Origin of the sequence: Shewanella sp. M-Br (genome assembly GCF_036245925.1) — a bacterium.
Classification (GTDB): Bacteria; Pseudomonadota; Gammaproteobacteria; order Enterobacterales; family Shewanellaceae; genus Shewanella; species Shewanella oncorhynchi.
Genome location: NZ_BJBV01000013.1, coordinates 31,606 through 44,079 on the forward strand (window position 1 = coordinate 31,606; position 12,474 = coordinate 44,079).

Genomic DNA, 12,474 nt, shown 5'->3' on the forward strand with positions numbered 1-12,474 from the left:
GATTCTGCCGGGTGAGCACTGCCATTATTTTTGTCCACCAACATCAAACCCTGCCGGGTGAGCACTTCCATTATTTTTGGCCACCAACATCAAACCCTGACGGGTGAGCACTTCCATTATTTTTGGCCACCAAACTGACGGGTGAGCACTTCCATTTTATTGCCGCCGCTCTTTTTGAGCACACTTTCCATTCTAAATACGGCGTTATCAACCTTCGCCCCCGAGGCCAATAAAAAATATTGGCTATCGATGACAAAGCTCGACTTCATGGCACCTTCCCACTTGATCGATCCCATGGATGAGCTTTCATAAAAATCATCTATCTTGGCAAAGCCATCGCCGGGGCGTTGGTTGATGATACTTTCTGCTTCGCCTACCGAAATCTGATTTTCGAGCATGCCAGCTAACAGTGCCGCTTGCTCTACTTCCAAGGTATTCACATTCAGTAATTGCCTGTCATTACCTGGGATAACGCATACATAGGGCAAGAGTTTCAAATAGATATCTTGGGTGTATCCCATCACTGCCCGTAATTCACTGCGATGATTCATCAGCGTATTGGCCGCACGGTAAGGCACATTTCGCGCTTCGTATTCCGCATCTTCGGCACCATAAGGGCTAGCAGTGGTGTCTTCGTCGATATAATCTTTTAAGGTCTGGGTCAGACGGTCCGCACTAAAGTCGTCCATTCCTAAACTCACCAACAAGGCCTTATATTGCTTCGCCGCCAACGGCAGCTTAGGTTGACTGTTTTCCACCTCTTTCGTGGTCACAGACAAGGCATTTAAGTTAAAACAGGCACGCATATCTGTGATCTTGCCAGCAATTTCACCGTATTCAGCCGGAAACACCACATCGGCCATGGCCCAATATTGTTGCCTGTGGACCCGACCTTCCGAGTCGTCTAAATCTTGTTTTAAAATTTTCTTCGCCAGTTCTTCAGCAGAAATCGCGTACCAATAGGCTTGATCGTACTGGGCCAAGTTCAACGTTCGACGCATGGATAACTGATTACGGCCTGTGATGTTTGTCGCGATGATCACCACCATGGCCACAATCAAGAGCACAACTATCAGTGCGACACCGCGCTGTTTAGACCGAGATTGGGTTCTCATTCGCGGCCCTCATCTTCAGGGTCACCATCACCTGGATCACCAGAACCGTCACCTGGATCGTTCCCCGAGCCATCATCGACTCCATCACCATCTTTGTCTTTATCTTTGTTCGTATCGTCAGGATTTTCGTCTTTATTATCGTCATCCTTAGACTTTTCTGGTGCAACAGCACCCAGCGGCAACAAGAACTTACGTTGGATCTTGCCTAAACCTTCAATCTCAATCTCCATGGCGATCGCTTTAGGCAACTTAGTCGCCTCGACTTTGCGCTCCCACTTGTCTTCCATAAAGAAGGAATATTCCACCGACAGCACTTTGTCGATAATCACTGTCTTAATCGGCTCGGCGCCAAACTCAGGCTCAGGATAAGGAAAGTACCAACGTTCCAGCCGCCCTTCATGCACCACATACGCCACCGACTGCAAGCTGCCTCGCGGTAATAAACCGTCGGGATTTAACCAGCCTAAACGGTAAAACACTAAGGCTTCTGATTCCGAATCTAAAATATCATTGCCTGTTTGGAAGACGGTCGAACCTCGACCACCTTCGAGTAATCTTGGCGTGCGCGCCACCATTTGCGCGAGATCACGCTCAATCGCACCAAAGCCTTGTTGTAGAGCTTTAAGCCGAGTTGAAAAAGCGCGCGTCACTTCATCGTTAGTCAGCACTGTGCTGAGTACCGCATTAGAAGCCAAACCTATCATGGCGAAAATCGCGATGGCGATCAGCATTTCCAGCAGGGTGAATCCCCGCTGCGCACTAGTTAGTTTTAAGGACATAACTGCTCACTTGTGCGGCAATACGCTGATAGCGTTCGTCTTCACTCACACTTATGCGGATCATACGAAAATTATCGTCCGTCGTTTTCACCACTTCCTTACGCCAATACCAATCCTTTCCTGCGAGCTCAACTTGACCTTCTTTTTTACCGATTTCAGGAAACTGTGGATCGAGTCTGGCATCGACCATCTGATTATCAGCCACCCACTGTGCCAAAGTGCGCGATTCCAGAATCGGCATGTTTGCCATCTGCTCGCCCAAACTTTTAGTGATAGACACGGCCGCAATCGAAAATACGGCAAGGGCCACAATCACTTCGAGTAAGGTCATGCCCTTAACGCGTTTCATCGGGGCGCCCTATGGTTAATCTGCCCAGCGCATCACCGACCACTAACGTTTCGGCCTGCTGGCCTTTGTTAGTTTTAGCGATAAACGTCAGCTCAAAAGCGCTCATTTCACCGCTCGGGAATAGCATGACCTGTGGCTCAGGGTGTTTCTTCTTATCATCGGCAGAGGGTTCAATCAGCGGTTCTTCGAACCAAGAATCGTCTTTCTCATCCTCTTGTACCAAAGGTAAACCATCGAGCACTAAGTTCAGTACAACCCCTGGCTCCATTTGCTTTTCAGATAAGAGTCTGTCTTTATCCAAAGGCTCCCACTTACCTTCTTTATAAAAAACAAACTGATAACTGGTTTTCTCAATCACAATACCAATAAACTGGCCACTTAAAACGGTTTCATCAAGCACCATTTCAGTGGCCGCAATAAACTGCCGCGCCGTTCTATCTAAGGCCTGTTGCGGCCCAGAATTGCCGATAGACATAGTCACAGCCGCAGCCGTGAGCCCCATCAACAAAATCACTAGCATCACCTCCATTAAGGTGAAACCAGCGTGACGCAGCTTTAGCATCTTATTGGAAATTCTGTAAATTCCAGTTACCGATGTCATCTTCGGTACCTGGTTGACCATCGGGGCCTGCACTGAAAATATCTAACTTGCCGTTTTCGCCAGGGCTTAACAACAGGTAGTTATTGCGCCATGGATCTTCTGGCAAACGTTTTACATAACCATCTTCACGGTAGTTACGTGGCTCAGGCGAAATCGTAGGCTTTTGCACTAATGCTTCTAAGCCTTGTTCGGTCGATGGATAGACACCGTTATCTAACTTATACATATCTAAGGCATTTTCGAGTGCAACTATGTCAGACACGGCTTTTTGTTGGTCAGCCTTATCTTTGTTACCCATCAAGTTAGGCACAACCATAGAGGCTAAAATCCCTAAAATCACGATAACAACCATCACTTCGAGTAAGGTAAAACCTTGATGTTTCTTGTTCATTTGCATCGACTACTTCTCCTAAAAAAACCTATGCCAATCGACTTGGTCATAATCCATAAATTCAAAAATTAACCGCTAATCAAGTTATTCAAGGCTAAAATTGGCTGCAAAATTGCCATCACGATAAAGAGCACAACACACGCCATACTGACCACCAGCATAGGCTCGAATACACCCAATGCTATGTTGACGTTACCTTCGAATTCCCTGTCTTGGTTATCGGCGGCCCGCTCTAACATCTGCTCAAGTTGACCACTCTTCTCGCCCGACGCAATCATGTATAACATCATAGCCGGAAACAACTTAGTATTAGTCAACGCTGCACCTAAGCTAGTTCCTTCCCGCACGCGTGCGGTCGCATCGTCAACTGCGGCGCGCACTCGCATATTCTGCAACACTTCACTCGCGATACGCATACCATCGAGCAAAGGCACTGAACTGGCAGATAAGATACTTAACGTCCGCGCAAAACGCGCCGTATTTAATCCCTTACTCACGCGGCCAACAACTGGCATGCTTAATAAAAAATTATCGTACTTCATCCGAAACGCAGGTGACTTTAACATGCGCCGAAAGAGTGCGAACAGCAGCACTAAGGCGATGACCACAAACACACCATAGTTTTGCACAAAGTCAGAGGCAGAAATCAAGAAGCGGGTCGAGGCGGGAAGCTCAGCGCCCATATGCTCAAACTGTCCGACCACTTTAGGCACAACCGCAGCTAGCAGGATTGAAATCACCCCTATCGCCACTGTGGTCAAAACCGCGGGATAAATCATGGCTTGGGTCAGCTTAGATTTAAGCTGTTGGCGTCGCTCGGTATAATCCGCCAGACGATTAAGCACCACTTCTAAGTGACCGGACTTTTCACCCGAGGCCACCATGGCACGGTATAAATCATCGAAAATATGCGGAAATTCAGCCAAGGAATCGGCCAGACTATAACCTTCCACCACCCGAGAACGTACCGCCATGATCATGCTCGCGAGACGATCTTTCTCGCACTGCTGACCAACGGCTTTAAGGGATTCTTCAATCGGTAAACCCGCGGCCACTAAGGTCGCAATTTGGCGGGTGATCAAAGCTAATTCAGCAACTGAAATGCCACGTTTGAAAAACGAAAAACTGCTGCTCTTAGCTTTGGCTTCTTTTTCAGTAACAGGCAGTATTTCCAAGGGCATCATGCGCTGATCGCGCAGTTGGCTGCGGGCGTGTCTGGCGGTATCCGCCTCAATTACGCCCTTAAGCTGCTTTCCCTTGGCATCCAGTGCCTTATATTCAAATGCTGGCATAAATTACTCCTCGCGAGTCACACGTAGCACTTCTTCGAGAGTGGTGATGCCCGCGAGCACTTTGCTCATGCCATCGTGACGAATGCTCGGTACAAACTGACGAATATACTTTTCGATGGCTAACTCACCGCGGCCGCCATGGATCAATTCACGCACATTATCGTCAACCAGTAAAAGCTCATGAATACCCGTTCGACCACGGTAGCCATTGTTACCACAGGATTTACAGCCATTGGCACGGAAAATACGTCTGTCGTCATCGGCGGCGATGCCCAGCAACTCACGCTCACGCGCATCGGGCACATGCTCGATTTTACATTTAGGACAAAGGGTTCGGATCAAACGTTGAGCCAACACGCCGAGTAAACTTGAAGACACGAGAAAAGGCTCTACGCCCATGTCTTGCAAACGTGTAATCGCGCCAGAGGCTGTGTTGGTATGCAGGGTTGAAATCACCATGTGGCCAGTGAGTGACGCTTGCACCGCAATTTGTGCGGTTTCGAGGTCACGGATCTCACCTATCATCACCACATCGGGATCTTGACGCAAAATAGCGCGCAGACCACGGGCGAAAGTCATGTCGGCCTTAGTGTTAACTTGGGTCTGACCGATACCGTCTAACTCGTATTCGATAGGGTCTTCTACTGTGAGTATGTTGGTGTCTTTGGAGTTGATCTCCGTCAGACCCGCATACAAAGTGGTACTTTTACCCGAGCCCGTAGGGCCAGTCACCAAAATGATCCCGTGAGGACGACGAATAAGATCTTCAAACTTAACGCGAATACTGTCTGTCATCCCCAATTGTTCTAAATCGAGGTTGCCAGTATTTTTATCCAGCAGACGCAGTACAACACGTTCACCGTGGCTCGATGGCATGGTCGATACCCGCACATCCACCGCACGACCTGCGATACGCAGCGAAATACGGCCATCCTGCGGCACACGTTTTTCGGCGATATCGAGGCGAGCCATAACCTTAATCCGCGACACTAACAGCGACGACAGCTTACGGTTTGGCTTGAGGACTTCTTTGAGCACACCATCGATACGGAACCGCACCACAAGCTGTTTCTCGTAGGTTTCGATATGGATATCCGACGCTTCTTCTTTAATCGCTTCAGATAACAAGGCATTAATCAGTTTGATGATAGGCGCATCATCATCACCTTCGAGCAAGTCTTCGGTCTGCGGCAGCTCTTCGGCAAGGGTGAATAAATCCATCTCGTTGCCTATGTCTTCCATCAACTGCTGCGCTTCAGACGAGTTCGCCTGATATGCTTGAGTGAGTTTGGCCTCAAACTTCGCCACTTCGAGCTTAACCAAAGGCAAATCGACACCCGAATAACGCCGCGCTTCGAGCATAGCCGTTAACGGTGTTTTACTCGTATAGAACAAGCTTAACTCGCCCGTTTCGCCCAGCGCGAGCACCACATCGTGGCGGTGTGCAAAGGCAAAAGGTAAACGCTCTTTACTGCTCGAACGAAATACCTCATCACCTTCAGCTTCAAGGCCTAGCTCATTAGAGACTTGGCTGAGGTCATCGACTTGGGATAGTTGAATTTCACTCATTGGTTTTATCTTTGTTTTTGTTTTCATCGAGCGTTTTGAGCGTTGGATCCGTTTTACGCATCTGAGTATCTAAGCCTTTACCTTCTTTATAACGCTCTAAAATCTCGTTAACTTCAGGAGGTAAATACTCAGACTGATTCCATTCTTCCAACACTGGCACTTGAGTATTTGGCATTAAGTTCACGCCCCGCTCTTGCTGTTCAAGCTGTAATGCTCTGAAATAATTATATTTACGCCCAGCAATCCCTTCCATCGTGATGCCATCACGTATGATCGTTGGCTTGATGAAGATCATGAGGTTTTTCTTCGTTTTTTTGCTCGAAGAAGATTTAAACAAATGTCCTAGAATAGGGATATCACCCAAGAACGGTACTTTTTGTATACTTTCTTGTACTTCTTCGTTGATCAAACCACCGAGTACCACAATTTGACCAGAATCCGCCATAACGGTAGTGGTTAAGCGACGAGTCGCGAAGGAAATATCCACGCCTGTATTACCGTTAACCCCAGAAACTTCCTGTTCAATCGTCAGCTTAACTGAGCTGCCTTCGTTGATCTGTGGCACCACTTTCAGTTTAACCCCAACCTCTTTACGCTCAACGGTTTGGAATGGGTTGCTGTTGCTCGAGCTGGCGGTAGAACCTGTCAGAATAGGCACTTCGTCACCCACAATAAACGAGGCTTCTTGGTTATCTAAGGTCGTAATAGAAGGCGTTGCCAGTACGTTTGAGTTAGTGTCACTGGATACGGCTTGGATCAGCGCACCAAAGTCACCCATGGCCACACCCCATGCCATACCGTTCACTTTACCTAAAGCTTGGGCAAGTAAGGTAACATCGCCCTTCGTACTCGGGTTTTGACCTATCACCTGACCAGTACTCGGGTTAGTGATGAATGTGCCTTCTTTATCTTGCGCCTGCCATACACCAGCGCCAATCTCACCTATGGTTGGGCCTAAGTTATTAAACTGAGTGCCGCCGCCCGCTTTCGCCGCCCATTGCACCCCAAAGCCGACACTGTCGCCTTCGGCAACTTCGACAATAATGGCTTCTACGAGTACCTGAGCACGGCGGATGTCGAGTTGATTAATCACGCTCTCGATAGTGCGCATCTGATCGGGTTCAGCACTGATCACTAAGGCGTTGGTTTCAGTATGCGCCATGATATTAATTTCATTACGGCGTTTACCACCTGCAGCCTGAGCGCTCGGATCTTTCTCGCCTTCCAACTTTTGGGCAAAACCGGTCAGCACTTCAACTAAATCTTCTGCTTTGGCATAACGTAGATAACGAACTTTTGTGTTACCTGTGCTGGCTTGTTCGGCATCGAGACGACGGATAAGCTCGACCACACGTTGGCGGCTCTTCTCATCACCGCTCACGACTACGGCATTGATACGTTCGTCAGCAACCACTTTTGGCGCTTGGCCTGGCAATTGGGATTGGTTAGCAGTAGCACGATAAAGGGTATCTATGATTCGTACCATTTCACCCGCGGAGGCAAATTCTAACGGCACCACTTGCACCGAGGTATCGCCTTGCTTATCCACTCGACGGATAATTTCGACTAACTTGTTCACTACCGCAGCACGGCCAGACAACATCAAGACATTGGAGGGATCGTAGTTCACTACGTTGCCGCCACCCGCATTATCATTAAGTTGACGCAATAACGGCGCTAATTGCTTAGCCTCAGTGTTATACAAGGCCACGATACGCGTCACCATTTCGTCACCAAGGCCGGGGTCGTTATCGTTAGCGACTCGAATTGCAGCGGTTTTGGCATCTTTGTCTTTAATGACTTTAATAACGTTATTTTCCATCTCAACGATGGCATAACCGTAAACTTGTAAGACGTTGAGGAAAAACTGGTAATACTGTTCATCGTTCAACAGATCATAACTGCGAACGTTGATTTTGCCGCGAATTGTCGGGTCAACTATGATGGTCTTATTCAGGTTTTTACCAACTATATTGATAAATTCTTGAATATCCGTGCCTTTAAAGTTGGCCGCATACTGTTCAGACCAAGCGAATTGGGAGGAGAACATGGCTGCACCCGCAACAACCCCAGCAATCAGCTTGCGTCGAATCCTTTTGTTATTCATTCTTTTTCTTTCCTCTAACGCGTGTTATTGCGGCAAACTAAACATGATTTCAACCAATTGTCCTTCCCGCTCAACCATAATAGAAACTTCGGTTAACTCGGGTAATTGGCTCATCATTTCTAACGCTTGACTCATTACGGTCAAGTCGTATCCATTAATCGATTTGGCTAAATCGTTAGCTTTAAAACCCGCCTGCTTAAACAAATTGGCGTCTTTCCCTGGATTCAAGCGATATCCCGCCACAGCGTCACCCTGTCTGACAGGTGAAATGGCAATATAATCGGTGATCTTACTGGGGTCGGCTAACAATTCGGTGCGGGATTCGGCGAGTTCTTGGGAGATTTCGGCATTTTTACGTTGATCGACACGGCTCACTGCCGAGCCAGTCTTATTAGTCTTAGCTTGTTGTAACTGTTGATTGGCTGGGCTTTGGCTAGTGTAAACTAAGCCATCGAGCATTAATGTCTCGTAACGGCCAGCGTTAGTGATGATAATACGGTCGGCATAGACTTCTTTCAGTGATGCCGAAGTACCCTTGATTTTATCGCCTAAGCTGTAGGTCTCTTGGCTGCCGTTTGACTCAATGATCGCTAAGCCTTTCTGATCCGCTGTCGATGCAACAACGCCAGTGAGCTGAATAGAGAGTGTGGTCTTAGGCGCGTCGGTCACAGTCTCAACAACCTCAGTTTTTGGCTTTTCAGATTTAGCATCTGCCTTACCAAAGAGACCAAGCTGCTGCAAACCCGCAAGATCAACCTGCCCAGCACCTTTACCCGTCAGGTTAACGGGCGTTGGAGACCAAGCACTGGGTGATGAGCTAGTAGGCACTAATTTCCATGTAATTTGCGCGGCTAACAACATGATCACAATAAAACCCAACCAGAAGACTATCCGGCTTAAGGGCTTATGGGGCATGCCAATGGCTTTTGCGATAACTTTATCTAATAAATCCATATTTTATGTGGACCCTCGATACAGGTCTCTGTTCTGATTATAATAATTAGGCGATTACCGTCTCATGCTAACCTAGGCAGCATTTGGCAACAAGCCCATAACAGCATTCAAATTGGCGAAAATAGGCCAATTATGCTAACTTTGCCCGCCATAAAAGGGTGTGAAGCACGCCACCCTTTAACATAATAGAAATGCTCTTGACGCATTTTCTTGCTCGGCATGTGAACTCATCGATCTTTTAGCTGGAGACACTATGACTCAAGGTCAAAGCGATAAAACAGACATTCGACTCGATAAGTGGCTTTGGGCTGCACGTTTTTATAAAACCCGTGCCATCGCCAAAGAAATGATTAACGGCGGCAAAGTACATTACAACGGCCAGCGTGCCAAATCTAGTAGGAATGCCGAGATAGGCGCCGTCCTTAAGATACGCCAAGGATATGACGATAAAGAGATCGTCATAAAAAAATTATCGCAATTACGCCAAAGTGGTGCGATTGCACAAGAATTGTACGAAGAAACCGCGACAAGTCTGGCTAAACGGGCCATTAATGCTGAGCAACGACGCCTCCACATGCTCAATAACCCGATACCCGATCAGAAACCAGATAAAAAGCAACGACGCCAGCTCATGCGCTTTAAAGACCTTTAACAGTGAGATACACGATGAACCAAGATACTTTACACCGCTACTTGTTCGATAATGCCGATGTGCGCGGTGAACTGGTACAGTTACAAGACAGCTATCAACAAGTGATCAGCGCCCAAGAATACCCAGCCGTACTGCAAGTGCTACTGGGTGAATTAATGGCAGCCACCTCACTATTAACCGCTACATTGAAATTTAGCGGTGATATCAGCGTACAGTTACAAGGCAACGGCCCTGTTTCTTTAGCGGTGATCAACGGTAACAATTTACAAGAGTTACGCGGTGTGGCTCGCTGGAATGCTGAACTCGCCGATGATGCTAGCCTCACAGAACTCTTCGGCCAAGGCTATATGGTCATCACCTTAACACCCGACGAAGGTGAACGCTACCAAGGTGTCGTTGCACTAGACAAGCCAACGCTTGCGGCCTGTGTTGAAGAATACTTCAATCAATCTGAGCAGTTACCTACGGGAATTTGGTTATTTGCCGACGGTAAACAAGCGGCGGGCATGTTCCTACAAATTCTGCCAAGCCAGCAAGATCACAACGCCGACTTCGAACACTTGAGCCAACTGACGTCGACCATCAAGGCCGAAGAGCTATTTACTCTTGATGCAGAAAGCGTGTTACATCGCCTCTATCATCAGGAAGAAGTACGCTTATTTGATCCTATCGATGTGAGCTTTAAATGCACTTGTTCCCATGAACGCAGTGCTGGCGCGATCAAAACCTTAGATCAAGCAGAAATCGAAGCCATACTCGCCGAAGATGGCAAGATAGAAATGGGTTGCGAATATTGCCACGCTAAATACACCTTTGATGCCATAGACGTAGCAACCTTATTTGCTAACGGTCAGACATCAACAACCCAGCAGTAAAACGACTCCCCCTAAAAATGGGCGCCCTATTTGGCGCCCATTTTTTATTCATACCTATAATCCCCTCACACATTGCACTCGGCTTAGGCTACAATCGCCCTCACTTTGTCACCTAGCACGACTCAGGCGATAAATAAAATTAAATCGGCAGACGATCGATATTAAAATAACCTTACAAATCAAATGGAGACCTCACTATGGCGGATGGATTAAACCGCGTTCACTTTAACCCCTCAACAGCACAACTTGTCGAATTTGCCCTGCTACGCGGCGAGGGTGAATTGACAGCCAATGGCGCATTAGTTGCTAAAACAGGCGCTCGCAGCGGTCGCTCACCTGGCGATCGTTTCATTGTAAGAGAACCCAGTTCAGAAGCTGATATCGAATGGGGCCCAGTCAATCAGGCTTTCGATCCAGGTGCTTTTGAAGGTTTATGGGCACGGGTTGAAGCTTACCTAGCCGATAAAGAACTGTTTGTATCTGATCTCGAAGTCGGTGCCGACACTGAACATTACCAACCAGTACGAGTCACCACACAATACGCTTGGCACCAACTGTTCGCCCGCAATCTATTTATCATTCCTGAAGAATTTAATCGTAAAGACAAACCAGTGTGGCAGATCATCAATGCCCCTGACTTTGTTTGCGTACCAGAACGTGATGGCACTAACTCAGATGCGACCGTGATTTTAAACTTCGCCGAACGTAAAGTGCTGCTCGCTGGCCTGAAATACGCTGGCGAAATGAAAAAGTCTATGTTCTCAGTGCAAAACTTCCTACTGCCAGCCCAAGGCGTGCTCCCAATGCACTGCTCGGCCAACGTGGGTAAAGATGGCGACACTACGCTGTTTTTCGGTTTATCTGGCACAGGTAAAACCACACTCTCTGCTGATCCAAAACGCTTCCTGATTGGTGATGATGAACACGGCTGGGCACCCGGCGGTGTATTCAACATCGAAGGCGGTTGCTACGCCAAATGTATCGATTTAAGCCAAAAGAATGAGCCCGTGATTTGGGATGCGATTCGTTTCGGCACTGTACTTGAAAACGTAGTGATGGACGAACACCGTGTACCTAACTACAAAGACAGCAGCCTAACGGAAAATACTCGCGCAGCCTATCCGCTGGAGCACATCGCCCAACGTAAAGAAGACAACTGCGGCGCTGAGCCACATGCGGTTGTATTCTTAACCTGCGATGTATCTGGCGTATTACCACCGGTTTCTATCCTGACCAAAGAACAAGCTGCATACCACTTCTTGTCTGGCTATACCGCCAAAGTAGGTTCGACTGAAATCGGCTCAACCTCGGCGATTCAATCCACCTTCTCAACGTGCTTCGGCGCACCTTTCTTCCCACGCCCTGCTGGCGTGTACGCAGAACTGTTGATGAAGCGCATTGAGTCCTTCGGCAGCCAAGTGTACTTAGTCAACACTGGTTGGACTGGTGGCCCACACGGTGTAGGTAAACGTTTTGACATCCCAACCACCCGCGCCATCGTCGATGCGATTGTCAGCGGTGAGTTGAAAGATGTGGAAACCGTCCACTTAGACACCTTGAACCTCGCCGTTCCTGTGGCAGTAAGTGGTGTAGACAGCAATTTACTCAATCCAATCAACACTTGGGGCGATAAAGCGCTATATGCCGAATACGCCCAGAAACTAGCAGAAGCTTTCACTAAAAACTTCGCTAAGTATCAAGTGTCAGACGCTATCCGCAACGCAGGTCCAAAAGCATAAGCGCGTAGTGGATTTGTTCGGTACGGTTATTTAGTCAAAAATATCGTTTCA

General features: G+C 47.8%; 12 protein-coding genes. 3 read left to right on the forward strand and 9 right to left on the reverse strand.

Translation table 11 applies throughout. From position 1 onward, the window contains the following. Positions 1-116: 116 nt before the first annotated feature. The 9 genes from gspK to gspC all read right to left on the reverse strand — a co-directional run bounded on the left by gspK (position 117) and on the right by gspC (position 9,157). The gene (gspK, locus tag AAA952_RS12325) at positions 117-1,115 is read right to left on the reverse strand and encodes a type II secretion system minor pseudopilin GspK (RefSeq protein ID WP_105251000.1); all 999 of its coding nucleotides are present in this window, start codon (positions 1,113-1,115) and stop codon (positions 117-119) included. Beyond that, positions 1,112-1,894, reverse strand: a complete 783-nt coding sequence (gene gspJ / locus AAA952_RS12330) for a type II secretion system minor pseudopilin GspJ (protein WP_105250999.1) — start codon at positions 1,892-1,894, stop codon at positions 1,112-1,114. The genes gspK and gspJ overlap by 4 nt, the downstream gene beginning before the upstream one ends. Next, positions 1,875-2,243, reverse strand: a complete 369-nt coding sequence (gene gspI / locus AAA952_RS12335; protein WP_105250998.1) for a type II secretion system minor pseudopilin GspI — start codon at positions 2,241-2,243, stop codon at positions 1,875-1,877. The genes gspJ and gspI overlap by 20 nt, the downstream gene beginning before the upstream one ends. Continuing rightward, positions 2,230-2,805 (reverse strand): type II secretion system minor pseudopilin GspH, encoded by a 576-nt coding sequence (gene gspH, locus AAA952_RS12340; protein ID WP_113941577.1) that lies wholly within the window; start codon positions 2,803-2,805, stop codon positions 2,230-2,232. The genes gspI and gspH overlap by 14 nt, the downstream gene beginning before the upstream one ends. A gap of 1 nt (position 2,806) precedes the next feature. Further along, positions 2,807-3,241, reverse strand: a complete 435-nt coding sequence (gene gspG / locus AAA952_RS12345; protein WP_105250996.1) for a type II secretion system major pseudopilin GspG — start codon at positions 3,239-3,241, stop codon at positions 2,807-2,809. A 62-nt stretch (positions 3,242-3,303) separates the two neighbouring features. After that, entirely contained in the window at positions 3,304-4,527 is a 1,224-nt protein-coding gene (gene gspF / locus AAA952_RS12350; RefSeq protein WP_105250995.1) for a type II secretion system inner membrane protein GspF, read from the reverse strand. 3 nt (positions 4,528-4,530) lie between these two features. Beyond that, the gene (gene gspE / locus AAA952_RS12355) at positions 4,531-6,096 is read right to left on the reverse strand and encodes a type II secretion system ATPase GspE (RefSeq protein ID WP_105250994.1); all 1,566 of its coding nucleotides are present in this window, start codon (positions 6,094-6,096) and stop codon (positions 4,531-4,533) included. Then, positions 6,089-8,203: a type II secretion system secretin GspD gene (gene gspD, locus AAA952_RS12360; RefSeq protein ID WP_263142178.1), complete on the reverse strand. Its 2,115-nt coding sequence runs from the start codon at positions 8,201-8,203 to the stop codon at positions 6,089-6,091. The genes gspE and gspD overlap by 8 nt, the downstream gene beginning before the upstream one ends. Positions 8,204-8,227: 24 nt before the next feature. Further along, positions 8,228-9,157: a type II secretion system protein GspC gene (gspC, locus tag AAA952_RS12365; RefSeq protein WP_131525237.1), complete on the reverse strand. Its 930-nt coding sequence runs from the start codon at positions 9,155-9,157 to the stop codon at positions 8,228-8,230. Between the two features lie 253 nt (positions 9,158-9,410). Here gspC and hslR point away from each other — a divergent pair, with 253 nt between their 5' ends. From hslR to AAA952_RS12380, 3 genes are all read left to right on the forward strand, one after another. Further along, a complete protein-coding gene (hslR, locus tag AAA952_RS12370; protein ID WP_011848177.1) occupies positions 9,411-9,809 on the forward strand; it encodes a ribosome-associated heat shock protein Hsp15 in 399 nt (132 codons plus the stop codon). A gap of 14 nt (positions 9,810-9,823) precedes the next feature. Further along, entirely contained in the window at positions 9,824-10,684 is an 861-nt protein-coding gene (gene hslO / locus AAA952_RS12375; protein WP_105250990.1) for an Hsp33 family molecular chaperone HslO, read from the forward strand. A 197-nt stretch (positions 10,685-10,881) separates the two neighbouring features. Next, positions 10,882-12,423 (forward strand): phosphoenolpyruvate carboxykinase, encoded by a 1,542-nt coding sequence (locus AAA952_RS12380; protein ID WP_173242580.1) that lies wholly within the window; start codon positions 10,882-10,884, stop codon positions 12,421-12,423. The last annotated feature ends 51 nt before the right edge of the window (positions 12,424-12,474 follow it).